The sequence below is a fragment of the Collinsella aerofaciens genome (genome assembly GCF_039062365.1).
GTDB lineage: Bacteria > Actinomycetota > Coriobacteriia > Coriobacteriales > Coriobacteriaceae > Collinsella.
In genome coordinates this window covers 1-15127 of sequence record NZ_JBCJBI010000001.1, presented here as the reverse complement: position 1 = coordinate 15127, position 15127 = coordinate 1, and the positions used below count along the sequence as shown (strand labels likewise).

Annotated in this window: 18 protein-coding genes and 1 pseudogene; 3 read left to right on the top strand and 16 right to left on the bottom strand. The window is 60.4% G+C overall.

Annotation, left to right across the window (positions count from 1 at the left end):
* Positions 1 to 7 precede the first annotated feature (7 nt).
* On the bottom strand, positions 8 to 1402 hold the full coding sequence (locus ABCN01_RS00095) for a uracil-xanthine permease family protein (RefSeq protein ID WP_035137475.1): 1395 nt from the start codon (positions 1400 to 1402) through the stop codon (positions 8 to 10).
* Between the two features lie 352 nt (positions 1403 to 1754).
* Between ABCN01_RS00095 and ABCN01_RS00090 the strand changes: the two genes are divergently transcribed.
* A complete protein-coding gene (locus ABCN01_RS00090) occupies positions 1755 to 2411 on the top strand; it encodes a helix-turn-helix transcriptional regulator (RefSeq protein WP_342995744.1) in 657 nt (218 codons plus the stop codon).
* A gap of 112 nt (positions 2412 to 2523) precedes the next feature.
* On the opposite strand, the gene ABCN01_RS00085 is transcribed toward ABCN01_RS00090, so the two are convergent.
* Positions 2524 to 2901, bottom strand: a complete 378-nt coding sequence (locus tag ABCN01_RS00085) for a RidA family protein (protein WP_195361136.1) — start codon at positions 2899 to 2901, stop codon at positions 2524 to 2526.
* 300 nt (positions 2902 to 3201) lie between these two features.
* Between ABCN01_RS00085 and ABCN01_RS00080 the strand changes: the two genes are divergently transcribed.
* Together ABCN01_RS00080 and ABCN01_RS00075 are read left to right on the top strand one after the other, a co-directional pair.
* Complete coding sequence (locus ABCN01_RS00080) at positions 3202 to 5697, top strand: U32 family peptidase (RefSeq protein WP_342995745.1); 2496 nt, start codon at positions 3202 to 3204, stop codon at positions 5695 to 5697.
* A 15-nt stretch (positions 5698 to 5712) separates the two neighbouring features.
* Positions 5713 to 6372, top strand: a complete 660-nt coding sequence (locus ABCN01_RS00075) for an RluA family pseudouridine synthase (protein ID WP_231500732.1) — start codon at positions 5713 to 5715, stop codon at positions 6370 to 6372.
* Positions 6373 to 6721: 349 nt separating this feature from the next.
* On the opposite strand, the gene ABCN01_RS00070 is transcribed toward ABCN01_RS00075, so the two are convergent.
* The 14 genes and pseudogenes from ABCN01_RS00070 to rplC all read right to left on the bottom strand — a co-directional run bounded on the left by ABCN01_RS00070 (position 6722) and on the right by rplC (position 14669).
* Entirely contained in the window at positions 6722 to 7468 is a 747-nt protein-coding gene (locus ABCN01_RS00070) for a DeoR/GlpR family DNA-binding transcription regulator (RefSeq protein WP_342995746.1), read from the bottom strand.
* 3 nt (positions 7469 to 7471) lie between these two features.
* On the bottom strand, positions 7472 to 8551 hold the full coding sequence (locus ABCN01_RS00065) for a Gfo/Idh/MocA family protein (RefSeq protein WP_342995747.1): 1080 nt from the start codon (positions 8549 to 8551) through the stop codon (positions 7472 to 7474).
* Positions 8552 to 8880: 329 nt separating this feature from the next.
* Entirely contained in the window at positions 8881 to 9186 is a 306-nt protein-coding gene (rplX, locus tag ABCN01_RS00060; protein WP_099432059.1) for a 50S ribosomal protein L24, read from the bottom strand.
* Between the two features lie 13 nt (positions 9187 to 9199).
* A complete protein-coding gene (gene rplN / locus ABCN01_RS00055; RefSeq protein WP_006235041.1) occupies positions 9200 to 9568 on the bottom strand; it encodes a 50S ribosomal protein L14 in 369 nt (122 codons plus the stop codon).
* Between the two features lie 118 nt (positions 9569 to 9686).
* Positions 9687 to 9947 carry a 30S ribosomal protein S17 gene (gene rpsQ, locus ABCN01_RS00050; protein WP_006235040.1) on the bottom strand — a complete coding sequence of 87 codons (261 nt, stop codon included), beginning with the start codon at positions 9945 to 9947 and terminating at the stop codon, positions 9687 to 9689.
* A 16-nt stretch (positions 9948 to 9963) separates the two neighbouring features.
* Positions 9964 to 10179 (bottom strand): 50S ribosomal protein L29, encoded by a 216-nt coding sequence (gene rpmC / locus ABCN01_RS00045; protein ID WP_006235039.1) that lies wholly within the window; start codon positions 10177 to 10179, stop codon positions 9964 to 9966.
* 86 nt (positions 10180 to 10265) lie between these two features.
* Positions 10266 to 10682, bottom strand: a pseudogene (rplP, locus tag ABCN01_RS00040) (50S ribosomal protein L16); the annotation flags it as partial.
* Positions 10682 to 11392 (bottom strand): 30S ribosomal protein S3, encoded by a 711-nt coding sequence (rpsC, locus tag ABCN01_RS00035; protein ID WP_006235037.1) that lies wholly within the window; start codon positions 11390 to 11392, stop codon positions 10682 to 10684. The pseudogene rplP and the gene rpsC, both read right to left, overlap by 1 nt.
* Positions 11393 to 11398: 6 nt before the next feature.
* The gene (rplV, locus tag ABCN01_RS00030; RefSeq protein WP_006235036.1) at positions 11399 to 11770 is read right to left on the bottom strand and encodes a 50S ribosomal protein L22; all 372 of its coding nucleotides are present in this window, start codon (positions 11768 to 11770) and stop codon (positions 11399 to 11401) included.
* Between the two features lie 14 nt (positions 11771 to 11784).
* On the bottom strand, positions 11785 to 12045 hold the full coding sequence (gene rpsS / locus ABCN01_RS00025; RefSeq protein WP_006235035.1) for a 30S ribosomal protein S19: 261 nt from the start codon (positions 12043 to 12045) through the stop codon (positions 11785 to 11787).
* A gap of 32 nt (positions 12046 to 12077) precedes the next feature.
* Positions 12078 to 12908: a 50S ribosomal protein L2 gene (gene rplB / locus ABCN01_RS00020; protein WP_022094198.1), complete on the bottom strand. Its 831-nt coding sequence runs from the start codon at positions 12906 to 12908 to the stop codon at positions 12078 to 12080.
* A gap of 179 nt (positions 12909 to 13087) precedes the next feature.
* Positions 13088 to 13375 carry a 50S ribosomal protein L23 gene (gene rplW / locus ABCN01_RS00015; protein ID WP_022094197.1) on the bottom strand — a complete coding sequence of 96 codons (288 nt, stop codon included), beginning with the start codon at positions 13373 to 13375 and terminating at the stop codon, positions 13088 to 13090.
* Positions 13376 to 14002, bottom strand: coding sequence for a 50S ribosomal protein L4 (rplD, locus tag ABCN01_RS00010; protein WP_006235032.1), 627 nt, complete (start codon positions 14000 to 14002; stop codon positions 13376 to 13378).
* 46 nt (positions 14003 to 14048) lie between these two features.
* On the bottom strand, positions 14049 to 14669 hold the full coding sequence (gene rplC / locus ABCN01_RS00005) for a 50S ribosomal protein L3 (protein ID WP_035137484.1): 621 nt from the start codon (positions 14667 to 14669) through the stop codon (positions 14049 to 14051).
* Positions 14670 to 15127 lie beyond the last annotated feature (458 nt).

The window sequence follows — 15127 nt, the reverse complement described above, 5'->3', positions numbered from 1 at the left end:
GAATTGGTTACTTCTTGCTCTCGGGCAAGACCAGATCCACGGCAGCGTCCTTGGCAGCATCGATGTGCTGGGCCACGACCGGCGTCTGTGGAAGGATCAGGTTAAGGACAATGGCCATGATGGCGGTGGGGGTTACGGCATTGGAGCCGATGACGGTGGAAACCCAGGTGGGCATACCCTCGCCGGCAAGGCAACCGCTGGCCATCCAGATACCCAGGCCAAAGACGACGGAGGTACCGACGATGGTGGTAGTGCGCTGCGTGAGGCCCTCGCGGGTGAACATGCGCACGCCGTTCATGGTGATGGTGCCAAAGACGCCGACGGTCGCGCCGCCGATGACGGGCTGCGGGATAGCGGAAAGGACGGCAGAGAGCTGCGGGAACAGACCGGCGATGGCAAAGACGGCCGCGATGATCACAAAGACCCACTTGTTGACGACCTTGTTGGAGCAGATGATGCCCACGTTCTGGCCAAGGGCGCTGGTGGGAAGACCGCCCAGCAGGCCGCCGACCATAGAGGTGAGGCCCTGGGACACGATAGCACCGGAGAGCTCGCGCTCGGTGGGCATACGGTCGATGGAGCCCAGGCAGGCGGCGGAGACGTCACCGATAACCTGGATGGCGACCATGGGGAACACGACAGCGAGGGTAATGCAGACCTCGGGATCAAACTCGAGCGCGTAGGGCATGAGCTTGGGAAGGGCGAAGACCTGAGCGGTGGCGACGCTGGAGAAGTCGATCATGCCAAAGGGGATGGAGACGATCATGCCAACGATCATGCCAAAGAACACGGATCCCAGCTTGAGCGTGCCCTTGCCAAAGTTGGCGAGCGCAAAGACCACGGCGAAGGTGATAAGAGCGACGCACCAGGCCTGCGGGGTGCCCCACAGCGGCGTACCCATACCGCCGGCCATATACTTGACGGCCGTGGGATACAGCGAAACGCCGATGGAGAAGATGACCGTACCGGTCACGACGGGCGGGAACAGCCACTTGATCTTGCTGTAGGCCAGACCAAAGAGGACCGCGACGGCGCCGCCGACGATCTCGCCGCCCAGCAGTGCACCAAAGCTAAAGCCCGAGGCACCCATGGCCTGCAGGGCCGGCAGGAACGCGAACGAAACGCCCATGACGATGGGCAGGCCGCCGCCGATGCGACGGAAGGGAGCGAAGGCCTGAAGGGCCGTATCGATCGCCGAAAGAATGAGCGCGACCTGGATGATGTCGGTGCTCTGCTGGCTATTAAAGCCGTAGACGCCGGCCATGATGACCGCCGGGGTAATGATGCCGGCAAACGATGCCAGTACGTGCTGAAGGGCACACGGGATCATTTCCTTAACGGGAGGCATGCCTTCGCGAGTGAACAGGGCTTCAGTGCCGTTCGTAACCGTCTCCTGGGTCATTTGACCACCAATCCTCGAAGTAGTTGTTTTCGCATCTAACGCTCTATTGTGACGCAGTGCGGGGTTGAGGTTGTGCCTTCATTGCATATCGTATTAAAGATGATTCTCATTCTCAATAATAATTTTTTGTTATCAGACTATTCTTCAGCTGAAATTACGCATTTCCGCAGGTCAGGAAAGTGTCTGGTCAAAATAACATCTAACATTTCTTTTGGTCAACCGTTTACCGCTAAATTCCTACCGTTCGTCTGCATTACGCAATGTACCTGCGGATATACGAGATGATGGGCAGCGTGTTACCATGAGAAAAAATTGTTATGAACATTTCCGATTTCACCCAAAGGAGTTGCCCGTGAACGAGACCGTACGTCGCTTTTTGCCGATGGTCGATTTTCTGGAGCAGATACTCGGCAAAAACAGCGAAATCGTGCTGCACGATTTCTCGGATCCCGACCACGCCATCGTCGATATTCGCAACGGCATCGTGAGCGGCCGCAAGGTCGGCGGTCCCGCCACCGATCTGGCACTCAAGATCATGCACGACGCCAAGTATCGCGACCTGCCGTTTATTACGGGCTACGAGGGCCGCGGCGCCGGAGGCAAGACGTTGGAGTCAGCGACGTACTTTATCCGCGAGAATGACGAGATCGTCGGTATGCTCTGCGTCAACACCGACCTCTCGACCGTACGCTCCATCAACGCCATGGCGCAGCAGCTCATGGCGTGCTTCTACGCGGCGCCAACGCGCACGGAGCCCGCCCCTATCGAGGTCGAAAGCCTTTCGGAGTCCACACAGGAGCTCATCGACCGCAGCATTGCCGAGTTGCTGAGCGCGCGTGGGCTGGATGTAGCGTCGCTTGGTCAGAGCGACCGCGTGGACGTCATTCGCCACCTCAACGGCAACGGGGTGTTCATGCTCAAGGGCGCTGTTGCCTGCGCCGCCACCGCGCTGGGCATCTCGGAGCCCAGCGTCTACCGCTACCTGCAAAAAGTCCGAAAGGAAGGCTAACGAGCAAAATGAAGCGCGGCTCCACAAGCGATCCGTCACTTAACAAAAGACCCTGCAGCTCGCACGCGCTGCAGGGTCTTTTTGCATGTCATGTTTAGTTGTGGCCAACGCCTTAGAGAGCGGCAACGACCTCGATCTCGACCAGACCGCCAGCCGGAAGGGCGGCTACCTGGAAGGCGCTGCGCGCGGGGAACGGGGCCTCAAACTTGGAGGCGTAGATCTCGTTCACGGCGGCGAAGTCGGCGATGTCGGCCAGGTAGACCGTGGTCTTGACGACATCGGCAAAGGTAGCGCCGGCAGCGGTCAGCAGGGCCTCGACGTTGGCGAGGGACTGCTTGGCCTGGGCCTCGACGCCCTCGGGCATCTTGCCGGTCGCGGGATCGATGCCCAGCTGGCCGGACAGGAACACCATGTTGTCGGCCTGGATACCGGGGGAATACGGGCCGATGGCTGCGGGTGCGTTATCGGAAGACACGACGGTCTTGCTCATGTTTTTCTCCTTACGATCAATTGAGAGAGCGTGAGCGCGGTGTTCACACCGGGAGGCACAGTTCGGTCTGAACACCGCGCTTGATTGGGATAGTACTCAAGGTTTCTGTTTGATGCAAGAATATTATCAGCTTGCGAGAATATTTTATCGCCCAACGGTTTCCCCGAACCGCTGAACGGTTCTCATGTGGAGCAGCCAGTCCAAGCTGCTGAAGACTTTGTCCTGCTTAGGCTGCGGGCATCGTCCATCGCAGCGACGCCACTATACTTTTGAATATCTGAGCATTTTGAAAGGCAGGATATGACCGCAACCGCCAGCCGAACCACTAACCGCAGGCCCGAGCTTTTGGCCCCCGCCGGAGGCCCGGAGCCCTTTGCCGCCGCGCTCGCCGCCGGGGCAGACGCCATCTACTGCGGCATGGGCAGCTTCAACGCCCGCCGCAAGGCAACCAACTTTACCGACGAGGCCTTTGAGCAAGCCTGCCGCGCCGCGCATCTAGCCGGGTCGCGCGTCTACGTCACGGTCAACATCGTCATCAAGCAGTCCGAGATGGGCGATGCACTGCAGCTCATTCATCGCTGCTCCACGCTGGGCGCCGATGCCTTCATTATCCAGGACTGGGGTCTGTTCTTTGAGGTCAAGCGCACCATGCCCGGCATCGAGACACATATCTCAACCCAAGCAAACATCCACGACGACCGCGGAACTATCTGGTGCCGCGAGCAGGGCGCCGACCGCGTGACTCTCTCGCGCGAGCTCTCCATCGACGAGATCGCCGCCATTCACAACGCCGCGCCCGATGTGGACCTTGAGGTCTTTAGCCACGGTGCCATCTGCTTTTGCTACTCGGGTCTGTGCCTGCTGTCGAGCTTTGCCATGGCGGGCCGCTCGGCCAACCGCGGCATGTGCGCTCAGCCCTGTCGTCTGCCTTACGAGCTGATCGACGAGAACGGCCGCTCGCTCTCCCCTGCCGGTCGCGAGCGCGCGCTGTGCCCGCGCGACACCAACACGTCGCAGCTTGTTCGCCGTCTGTATGACGCCGGCGCCGCGTCGCTCAAGCTCGAGGGCCGCATGAAGGCACCCGATTACGTGTACTCCATCGTTGATGTGTATCGTCACGAAATTGACGACATGCTATCCGGAGCCGCCGTTGCCAAGGACGAGGAAGCCGCCCGCCAGCGCCAGCTCAAGCGCTGCTTCAACCGCGACTTTACGCACGCCTATCAGGACGGCACCTCGGGCGACGAGATGATGAGCTATGAGCGTTCCAACAACCGCGGCCAGATCGTGGGCACGGTGCTGGGCAGCCGCCCGGCCAACCGCGATGTGCGCGGCCTCAAGTCCGACGACCGCCGTCGCCGCGCCGCCATCGCCCGCATTGAGCTGTTTGAGCCCGTGGGCAAAGGCGACCTGCTGGAGCTTCGCCACGATAACGAGTTTGACCAGTTCCTGACCACCATTGCCGCCGATGATGCCGCCGCCGGTGACATCATTGAGTGCCGCGTGCCCCGTAGCATGCCCGAGGGCTGCCGCGTGCGCGTGATTCGAAGCCAGAGCGCCATTGACGCCGCCGGCGCCGCGCTCAAGCGCGATGTGCTGCGCCGCCGAGCTGTGGATGTAACCGTCGTGGCACGTTTGGGTGAACCGTTTGCCGTCACGCTTACTTGCTGCGACGACCCATCGCTTACGGCCACGGGCACGGGCTTCACCGTCGAGGCCGCCAAGACCCGCGCCGTTGAGGCAACAGACCTGGTTGAGCATGTGGGCCGCATGGGTTCCTCGCCCTTTGAGGCCGCAAGCTTTGATGTGACACTCGATGAGGGCTGCGGCATGGGCTTTTCCGCCGTGCACAAGGTGCGCGCCGCCGCTTGTAAGGCGCTGGAAGAGGCCATTCTGGCACCGTACGAGGAGCGCGCGAAAACGCTCGAGCTGCCGGCGATTGTAACCAGTGATTCCCGCCCCGCGCCCGAGCACTACCGCGATGAGCCGCAGATCTGCGCCACCGTCACCTCGCTCGAGGCCGCCGAGGCCGCTCGCGCCGAGGGGGTAACGCGCATCTACATGACCACCGACGCACTCGATGCGGCCGAGCTCTCCCCCGCCGACGCATTTGAGCAGGGCATCGTACCCGTGCTCGACGAGGTCTGCCGCGCCGTTGACCACGTACGCGTCGACCCGTGGGTTGTTGCCGGCGCTACGGTCGCTATTGGCAACATCTCTGAGCTTGCCCTGGCCGCCCAGGTTGGCGCCACGGCCGAGATTCGCTCTTGCCTGCCGGTACACAACACGCCCTGCATGGAGGCGCTTGCCGAGCGCGGAGCCGGTGCGTTTTGGCTCTCGCCCGAGATCACACTCGACGAGATTGTCTCGCTCGGCGCCGCCGCGCCCGCGGCTCTGGGCATCACCGTCTTTGGCCGCCCGCGCGTCATGACAAGCGAGCATTGCATCCTGCAGGTGGCCAATGGCTGCATCCACGATTGTGCCAGCTGCCGTCTGCGCGCCCGCAAGCTGTCGCTCAAGAATATCGACGGAAAGGTCATGCCCGTGCACACCGACATCCACGGCCGCTCTCGCTTGTACGACGCCTACCCCATCGACCTCACGCCGCAGGTACCGCAGTTGCTCGACGCCGGCGTCCGTCGTCTTATGGTCGACGGAACCTTGCTCGAGGCCGATGAGATTGGCCGTGCCGTCGCTCGCGTCCGTCGCGCCGTCGAGGCGGCTCAAGCCGGCCGCAAGCCCGCCGCCCGCCTGCGCGGCGCCACCTCGGGCTGCATGTTTGTGGGAATTAGCTAACCGAAAGGCTTACACGTGAACGAAGAACCTCAAGTCCTCTACTGCGACGCCTGGCTCATGGCCATCGACAAGCCCGCCGGCATGATCGTCCACGGCGACGGCACCGGCGAGCGCACGCTTACCGACTACGCCAGCGATCTGCTGCTGGCCATGGGCGACGGCTTTGCCGCGACTGACATGCAGCCGCTCAATCGCCTGGACCGCAACACCACCGGCGTGGTGCTGTTTTCGCTCGACAAACAGACGCAGCCCGCCTTTGACCAGATGGTGATCGACCACGCCTTCGAAAAGCACTATCTGGCGCTCGCCGAGGGCAAGATCGACTGGAACGAAAAGCTCATCGACAAGCCCATCGCCCGCGACCGCCACGACAGCCGCAAGATGCGCGTCGGTGCCAGCGGCAAGCCGTCGCAGACGCGCGTGAAGGTGCTCAAGCGCCTTAAGAGCCGTCGTGGCCTGCCCACGCGTTCGTATATCGATGTTGAGCTGCTCACCGGTCGCAAACACCAAATCCGTGTGCATCTGGCAAGCGAGCGCCATCCCCTGGTTGGCGACGACCTGTACGGAACGCCGCGCCCCTGCGGCCTGATGCTCCACGCCCACAGCGTGTCCTTCACGCATCCCGTAACCGGCGAGCACATCCACATCGAAGCCCCCTGCCCCTGGGAGCCCTAAACCACCACAATGGGGACAGGCACCTTTGTGGTGGTTTTGCCGCAATGGTTCAACCGCGGTCCCAAAATGTCTCGATCTGTAACAGTTAGAACCCATTTTCCGGTCTATCTGTTACAGATCGAGACATTCAAATCCCCCTTAAGGGAAAATCTCAATCTGTAACACCTAGCCCACTTTTAACGGTCCAGTTGTTACAGACTTAGACAAACCGGCAGACAACGAAAGCGGCAACGCCCGTGATGGACGTTGCCGCTTTTCTATTGAGAAAACTACTCGGTTTCCGTTGCTAGCCACCGCAATGGGGACAGGCACCTTCGCGGTGGTTTTGGCCTTAGCCTGCCCCCTGCTGTTAGACCGTGATGACGTTGTCCATTGCCCGGTACTTGGCGGGGACCTCGCCTGCGGTAATAATCGTTGCGTCGCGGAAGTCCGCGAACTTGACGGGCGCCACCATGCCAAATTTACTGGCGTCCGAGATTACGAAGCGTTTGGCCGTATGGCGCATCGAGATACGCTTTACTTGCGCTTCCTCGATATCGGGCGCCGTGAAGCCCTGCTCGGCGGCAATGCCGTTAGAGCCCCAAAAGCCACAGTTGAAGTTGTAGCGGTCTAAGGTTGCCAAGGCATCGGGGCCAACGAGTGCCTCGGTCTCGGGTTTGAGCTCGCCGCCCAGCACCACGGTACGCATGTCGCGCAAAGCAAGGCGCTGAGCATGAAGCACGGAATCGGTCACATAGGTGACATCTTCAAGGTGTGGAAGATGCTCGATGAGCCTGAGCGTCGTCGAGCCCGAGTCGATGTATACAAAGCTCTCAGGCTCCACAAGCGCCGCCGCACGGGCGCAGATACGCTCCTTGTCATCGTTATGGAGGTCGCTGCGCTCATTAAGCGTTAGGTCGCGCGTCACGTGGGCGCGCTCAAGACTCGTCGCCCCGCCGTGGACCTTGGCGATGCGGTGCGCTCGGTCGAGCGTCTGCAGGTCGCGCCGAATGGTAGACGCCGTCACGCCCAGGGCCTCAGCAAGCTCCTGCACGGTAACCGAGCCGGCTCGCTGCACCATCGACACGATCGCGTTGAGCCTATCTTCCGCAAGCATCGCTTACTCCTCCTCGGGGTACACGACTCCCCAGTCGGCGCGGAGCTTGGTCATCAGCTCCATAACATCAGAAGCATAGTCCAGAAGCTCGCGCTTCGAATCATCGCCGGCAACGGCCTTCTCAAGATCGGCCATCTCGTAGCACAGAGCGTATGCCTCGGTGCCAGCGTGGACCTCCTCACGGTGACCGTCTGCAGTCCACACGATGGTCGCGTGATCGGCACGCGGATAATCGTTGACCTCGATATAGCACTTGTCGAAGCTAATGACCGAACGCTTGGGCTGCTTGGAGTGGAGCGTAAGGCTCACCACGCCCAGCTGCTGTTCGGAATTACGGCATACGATGCCGCCCGCAACGTCAACACCGGTCTCACAGGTGTTGCCCAGCGAGACAACCTCAGCGGGCTGGCTCGCCATAAAGAGGCGCATGACGGAGAGCGCATACACGCCAATGTCGAGCATGGCGCCACCGGCAAGGCTACGGTTGTAGAAGCGGTTGGTCAGGTCGCCGTACTCCTTGTAGCTGCCAAAGTTGAGCTGAGCGAGGTTCATGTGGCCAAAGTCGCCGGCATCCATGCGACGGCGCAGCTCCTGATACAACGGCATGTGGAGCACCGTGGTGGCGTCCATAAGGACCACGTTGTGCTCGTCGGCTATGGCACGGGCCTCGTCGAGCTCGGCAGAGTTGAGGGTAATGGCCTTCTCGCAGAGCACATGCTTGCCGGCGGCCAGCGCGGCACGCAGATAGGTGATATGCGTGTTGTGCGGGGTGGTGATGTAGACGGCGTCGATGTCAGGATCGGCGTAGAGATCCTCAACCGTGTCATAGACCTTCTCGACGCCGTACTGGTCGGCAAAAGTCTGAGCCTTGGTGAGCGTGCGGTTGGCAACGCCCGTAAGCTTGCGGCCGGCCAGGGCAAGGGACTGAGCCATCTGGTTGGCAATTACGCCGCAACCGATCACAGCCCAACGGAGCTCGGGAGCCGTAAAGATGTCGTTAGGGAACGGTTTGTCCTGGACCGAAGCAAATGCCGCTTTGGCGGCTGCCGCGGCGTCGAGTGGAGCCTGCTTGGAATCTGCCATTATGTGTCTCCTGTGTCATAGAACGTCTTGCATTTCTGACAGCTCTATATTCGCACAAACACGCGCGTCTGTGCGCGTTTTTGCGTATCTAACCGCTAAACGGTCATTATTGCCCCGTAAACGGCGCATATATACGCATAGGTGCGTAATTAAACGCAATCTAACGCGCATAAACGCGCACACAAGCAATTTATACAGCACGACCCGCTCATTTATGCTTACCCAGTTAGGGTACTCATTTAAGTCTGTCCCCAATGAGTGGGGATAGAAAAAGGCCCGGGTGCCGTAGCATCCGGGCCTTTGCTGGCAACTTAAATGTTGCGGGCAGCTTAGAACTTGTGGCCGCACTTCTTGCAGACGCGCAGCTTGTTCTTGCCGTCCTTCTCGTGACCGACGCGGGTAACCTTACCGCACTCGGGGCAAACGAGATTGACGTTGGAGGCATCGATGGGAGCCTCCTGCGAAACGATGCCGCCCTGCTGGTTGGCAGCGTTGGGCTTGACGGCCTTCTTGACGACCGAAACGCCCTCGACAACGACCTTGTTCTCGGCGGGGAGAGCACGCAGGATAACGCCCTGCTTGCCGCGATCCTTACCAGAGAGAACCTGGACCTTATCGCCCTTCTTGATATACATATATCTCCCCTAACTACAGGGTCTCGGGAGCGAGCGAGACGATCTTCATGTACTTCTTGTCACGAAGCTCGCGAGCGACAGGCCCGAAGATACGGGTGCCGACGGGCGAACCATCGTTGTTGATGACAACGCAGGCGTTCTCATCAAAGCGAATGTAGGAGCCATCCTTGCGGCGGATCTCCTTAACGGTGCGAACGACGACGCAACGGACAACGTCCTTCTTCTTGACGTTGGCGCCAGGGGTAGCCTCCTGGACAGCACCGATGAACACATCGCCGATGCCTGCATAACGACGCTTGGAACCGCCAAGCACCTTGATGCAGCGAATCTTGCGAGCGCCGGAGTTGTCGGCGACGTTCAGCATGGTTTGCATCTGAATCATGGTAGATGTTCCTCCGAACTAAGAACCGAAGAGAGGTGCGCAGCCTTTATACGGCCCGTGGTATGCAAGCCAGGCATACGCACATCTTCGGAAACGTACAAGTCGTAAGAGCGACTGCTTATTTAGCGCGCTCGACGACCTCGATGAGGCGCCAACGCTTCATCTTGGACATAGGACGGGTCTCCATAACGCGGACGGTATCGCCCACGCCAGCCGTGCACTCCTCGTCGTGAGCGTGCAGCTTCTTGGAGCTGGTCATCATCTTGCCGTACTTGGGGTGACGCTTGCGCTCGGTGATGGTGACAACAATGGTCTTGGCACCGGAGACGGAGGTAACGACACCCGTACGGACCTTACGCGAGTTACGCGAATCAGTCATGTTCTCTCCTTAGGTCCTACTCGGCGACAGCGGACTTCTCCGCTGCGATCTCGCGGGCGCGCTGCTCCGTGAGGACGCGAGCGATGTCCTTCTTCACGGTGTTGACGCGAGCGGTGTTGTCCAGCTGGCTGGTGGCCATCTGGAAACGAAGGTTAAAGAGCTCGGCGCGCATTTCCTTCAGCTTCTCAACGAGCTGAGCGTCCGAGAGCTCACGAATCTCTGCGGGCTTCATTAGTTCTCCTCCTTGGCGGCGGCGGCGTCCTCAGCAGCCCACTTGGCCTCGAGAGCGGCCTCCTCAGCCATCTCCTTCTCGATGCGCTGCTCAGCGTTCTTAGCGGCAACAATCTTGGTCTTGATGGGAAGCTTGTGCTGTGCAAGACGCAGAGCCTCGCGAGCGACCTCCTCGGGCACGCCCTTGACCTCGAACATGATGCGGCCGGGCTTGACGACGGCCACCCACTCCTCGGGGTTACCCTTACCAGAACCCATGCGAGTCTCGGCAGGCTTCTTGGTGATGGGCTTATCGGGGAAGATCGTAATGTAGACACGACCGCCACGCTTCATGTAGCGGGTCATGGCAATACGAGCGGCCTCGATCTGACGGTTGGTAATCCAATGGGCCTCGAGAGCCTGGATGCCAAACTCGCCGAAATGCAGCTCGGTATTACCCTTGGCCTGGCCCTTCATGGAGCCACGCTGCACCTTGCGGTGAAGAATACGCTTAGGGGCAAGCACTACTGACCCCTCCTCTCGGAGTTACGACGACGAGGACGGGAAGAGCCCTCGAGTGCAGGGTTGGGAACAGGCTGGCCCGGGAGCTTCTCGCCCAGGTAGATCCAGACCTTCACGCCGCAAGCGCCCATGGTGGTGCTGGCGACAGCCGTGCCGTAGTCGATCTTGGCACGGAGGGTGTGCAGAGGCACGCGACCCTCGCGGTACCACTCACGACGGCCCATCTCGGCACCGCCGAGACGACCGGAGCACTGGATACGGATGCCCTTAGCGCCGGCCTTGCGGGCGGACTGGACAGCCTTGCGCATAGCGCGACGGAAGGCAACACGGCCCTCGAGCTGCTCGGCGATAGACTGAGCAACGAGGTTGGCGTCGAGCTCGGGGCGCTTGATCTCGACAACGTCGACGGAGAGCTGGCCCTTGGAGACGCCAGCGACCTTCTCGAGCTCGGTGCGGAGGGTATCGATCTCGGCACCCTTCTTACCGATGACAACGCCGGGGCGAGCGGTGAGGATGATGACCTTCACCTTGTCGCCAGCGCGCTCGATCTCGACGCGGGAGACAGCTGCGCGGGAAAGACGCTTCTCGAGGTACTTGCGGATCTCGAGATCGTTACCGAGGGTCTTAGCGTAATCCTTCTCTGCGAACCAGCGGGAGCGCCAGTTCTCGGTGATGCCAAGACGGAAGCCGGTGGGGTAGACTTTCTGACCCATACAGCTTTACGCCTCCTTTCGAGGAGCAACGACGACGGTGATGTGGGAAGTACGCTTCAGAATGCGAGAAGCGGAACCCTTGGCGCGGGGACGGATGCGCTTAAGCGTCGGACCCTCGTCAACATAGGCAGCGGCGACAACCAGGTTGTCGGCACGCAGACCGTTGTTGTTCTCGGCGTTCGCAACGGCGGAACGGAGAACCTTCTCGACATCCACGGCGACGGCGCGGTCGCAGAAGTGAAGGATGTCGAAGGCCTGAGCGACAGGCTTGCGGCGGATCAGATCGACCACCAGGCGGGCCTTGCTGGGGGAAACACGCACGTACTTAGCGACGGCGCGAACCTCGGTGGCCTCAGTTTCAATAGACTTAGTTGCCATTTACGGTTAACCCCCTATTTGGCCTTGTGGCCACGGAACGTACGAGTCGGCGCGAACTCGCCGAGCTTGTGACCAACCATGGACTCGGTAACATACACGGGCACATGCTTGCGGCCGTCGTGGACGGCGATGGTGTGACCAACCATCTCGGGGAAGATGGTGGACGCGCGGGACCAGGTCTTCACGACGTCCTTCTTGCCAGCCTCGTTCATCGCGGTGATACGCGAGAGAAGGCGAGTCTCCACGAACGGGCCCTTTTTGAGACTTCTGCTCATAAGTGCTTTCTCCTAAAACTCGGTATCCGAAATTACTTCTTACGGCGACGAATGATGTGCTGGTTCGAGACCTTCTTCTTCTTGCGCGTACGAAGGCCCTTCGTCGGCTTACCCCAGGGGGTAACAGAGGGACGACCAGAGGTGTGGTTCTTGCCCTCGCCACCGCCGTGCGGGTGGTCGACAGGGTTCATGACGGTACCGCGGACGGTCGGGCGCACGTTCATGTGACGCTTACGGCCGGCCTTGCCGATGACGATGTTGGAGTGATCGGCGTTGCCGACCTCACCGACGGTGGCGCGGCAGGTAACGAGGATGCGGCGCATCTCGGAGGAAGGCATACGGACGATAGCGTACTTGCCCTCCTTACCCATCAGCTGGCAGGAGTTACCGGCGGAACGGGCGATAGCAGCGCCCTTGCCCGGCTGGAACTCGACGGCGTGGATGAGCGTACCGACGGGGATGTCGGCGAGGGGCAGAGCGTTGCCCGGCTTGATGTCGGCGTCAGAACCGGACATGATGGTCTGACCGACCTCGAGGCCCTTGGGGGCCAGGATGTAGCGCTTCTCACCGTCAGCGTAGTGCAGCAGAGCGATGCGAGCGGAACGGTTCGGATCGTACTCGATCGTGGCAACCTTGGCGGGCACGCCGTCCTTGTTGCGCTTGAAGTCGATCACGCGGTAACGACGCTTCACGCCGCCGCCCTGGTGGCGGGTGGTGATGCGGCCGTTGTTGTTACGACCGGCCTTCTTGGGCAGGGGCTCGAGAAGAGACTTCTCGGGCTTGGTGCAGGTGATCTCAGAGAAATCGGAGATCGTCTGCCAACGCCTACCAGCGGAGGTCGGCTTAAGGTGCTTTACAGCCATTACAATCCCTTTCAATAGGAATCCGTTAGCCATCGCAGACAGGGATTCGAGGTTCTGCCTCGGGTGCGATGACACCGGACGTATACACGGTTCCGGGCGTGTCCATTTTATACGCCCAAAACCTTGAGCTCTCGCCTCCCCTATTTGGGAGGCATGAGCTCACTCAACAGCAGCGAGTCTTAGGCCTGGTTGCCAAAGACCTCGATGGTGTCGCCCTCGGCCAGCGTGACGATGGCCTTCTTCCAAGAACGGGTCTTGCCGGCGACATAGCGCACGCGCTTGGTCTTGGGCTTGACCGTCAGGGTGTTCACGCGAACGACCTTGACGCCGAAGATCTCCTCGACAGCGTCCTTGATCTGATACTTGTTAGCATCCTTGGCGACCTCGAACGTGTACTTGTTCAGCTCCATGCCGGAGAAGGAACGCTCGGACACGATCGGACGGATGATGATCTCGTGGGCGGTCATTTATGCAAGCACCTCCCCGAAGTGAGCGGCGATGTCGGCGGGCATCAGCACAGCGTTGTTGTTGACGAGATCGTAGGTGTTGGCCTCGTCGGCAGTGATGATGAACGTCTTGGGAATGTTGCGGAACGACAGGTAGGCGTTGACGTCCTCATCGCGAACGATGATGGTCAGACGCTTGCCCTCAAGGCCGAGAGCCTTGAGCATGGCGACAGCAGCCTTGGTGGAAGGCTTCTCGAAGCCATAGTCGTCGACGAGCACGAGCTCGCCATCGGCCAGCTTGGCGGACAGCGCGGAGCGCATAGCCAGCTTGACCTCCTTGTTGTTCATACGCTTAGCGTAGGAACGGGGCTTGGGGGCGAAGACAACGCCACCGTGACGCCACTGGGCAGCACGGATGGAACCCTGGCGGGCACGGCCGGTGCCCTTCTGACGCCAAGGCTTCTTGCCGCCACCGGAAACCTCAGAGCGGCCCTTAGCGGACTGGGTGCCCTGACGCCAAGAGGCCATCTGGCACTTGACGATGTGGTGCATAACGTGGATGTTCGGCTCGATGCCGTACACCTCAGCGGCGAGCTCGGCCTCGGCGACCTTCTTGCCCTCGCTGTTCTTTACTTCAAACTTTGCCATTTAAGTGTTCTCCTTGGTATGACGCTGGGCTAAATGGGCTGGGCCCTTAGGCCATACGGATGGCGACGAGACCATTCTTGGCACCCGGGACAGCGCCCTTGACCAAGATGAGGTTCTGCTCGGCATCGATGCGGACAACGGAAAGGTTCTTGACGGTAACGCGCTCGTTACCCATGTGACCGGCCATCTTGACGCCCTTGAGGACGCGCGCAGGATAGGCGCACTGACCGATAGAACCGGGGTGACGCTGGAAGTGAGAACCATGCGTCATAGGACCGCGGCGCTGACCCCAGCGCTTGATGCGACCCTGGAAGCCCTTACCCTTGGAGGTACCGATGACGTCGACCTTCTCGACATCAGCGAAATCAGCGACGGTGACGACCTCGCCGACCTTGTGCTCCTCGCCGTTCTCGACGCGGACCTCACGAAGGAAGCGGACAGGCTCGACGCCAGCCTTGGCGAAGTGACCAGCCATGGGCTTGTTCACGTTCTTGGCCTTGATGTCGCCGAAACCGATCTGGACGGCGTCATAGCCGTCGGTTGCCTGAGTTTTAACCTGCGAGACAGCGCAGGGGCCAGCCTGGATGACCGTGACGGGAACGACGTTGTCGTCCTCGTCCCAAACCTGGGTCATGCCAATCTTGCGGCCGAGAATCATGCTGATCAAGATATGATCCCAACTCTCGCGTGGTCTTGGGACAATGCGTACACCACCGAGCGTACGCCCCTAGAGGACCACTACTTACACGACGTGCTCCCCAGCCTTGTATTTCGCCCGGACTACCTGACAACCCTATTAAGCAGGCATTTTGTCCAGCCAGAATACTCCCCTGGTTACACACAGCTGTTTAGTATACACGGCTGCGGGCGTATCCATCGAGATTCATATTTCACTCACATTGTTTACGCAGGTAAAGTGCGTGGCACGTTCCCAGTGTGCGGCGGAGGGGGCGGGCCTGAGGCATATTAAGGTTGCTGCTCTACAGTCCTGCTCACGACGGAGAGCACATTAAGTGCTCTCCTGTTCGTGCGGAACTCGCGACAACCTTAATATGCCTCAGGCCCGCCCCCTCCGCCGCACACTGGGAACGCCACGTTGATGTCTGCTAAACCTTGCTCGCTCAG

Excerpts from the sequence above, each read along its gene's own strand:
- rplD (WP_006235032.1), bottom strand. The coding sequence starts at position 14,002 with ATGGCAAAGTTTGAAGTAAAGAACAGCGAGGGCAAGAAGGTCGCCGAG.
- rplW (WP_022094197.1), bottom strand. The coding sequence starts at position 13,375 with ATGACCGCCCACGAGATCATCATCCGTCCGATCGTGTCCGAGCGTTCC.
- rpsQ (WP_006235040.1), bottom strand. The coding sequence starts at position 9,947 with ATGACTGATTCGCGTAACTCGCGTAAGGTCCGTACGGGTGTCGTTACC.
- ABCN01_RS00080 (WP_342995745.1), top strand. The coding sequence starts at position 3,202 with ATGACCGCAACCGCCAGCCGAACCACTAACCGCAGGCCCGAGCTTTTG.
- ABCN01_RS00085 (WP_195361136.1), bottom strand. The coding sequence starts at position 2,901 with ATGAGCAAGACCGTCGTGTCTTCCGATAACGCACCCGCAGCCATCGGC.
- rplX (WP_099432059.1), bottom strand. The coding sequence starts at position 9,186 with ATGTATATCAAGAAGGGCGATAAGGTCCAGGTTCTCTCTGGTAAGGAT.
- ABCN01_RS00070 (WP_342995746.1), bottom strand. The coding sequence starts at position 7,468 with ATGCTTGCGGAAGATAGGCTCAACGCGATCGTGTCGATGGTGCAGCGA.
- rplB (WP_022094198.1), bottom strand. The coding sequence starts at position 12,908 with ATGGCTGTAAAGCACCTTAAGCCGACCTCCGCTGGTAGGCGTTGGCAG.
- rpmC (WP_006235039.1), bottom strand. The coding sequence starts at position 10,179 with ATGAAGCCCGCAGAGATTCGTGAGCTCTCGGACGCTCAGCTCGTTGAG.
- rplN (WP_006235041.1), bottom strand. The coding sequence starts at position 9,568 with ATGATTCAGATGCAAACCATGCTGAACGTCGCCGACAACTCCGGCGCT.
- rpsC (WP_006235037.1), bottom strand. The coding sequence starts at position 11,392 with ATGGGTCAGAAAGTCTACCCCACCGGCTTCCGTCTTGGCATCACCGAG.
- rplV (WP_006235036.1), bottom strand. The coding sequence starts at position 11,770 with ATGGCAACTAAGTCTATTGAAACTGAGGCCACCGAGGTTCGCGCCGTC.
- rpsS (WP_006235035.1), bottom strand. The coding sequence starts at position 12,045 with ATGAGCAGAAGTCTCAAAAAGGGCCCGTTCGTGGAGACTCGCCTTCTC.
- ABCN01_RS00095 (WP_035137475.1), bottom strand. The coding sequence starts at position 1,402 with ATGACCCAGGAGACGGTTACGAACGGCACTGAAGCCCTGTTCACTCGC.
- ABCN01_RS00065 (WP_342995747.1), bottom strand. The coding sequence starts at position 8,551 with ATGGCAGATTCCAAGCAGGCTCCACTCGACGCCGCGGCAGCCGCCAAA.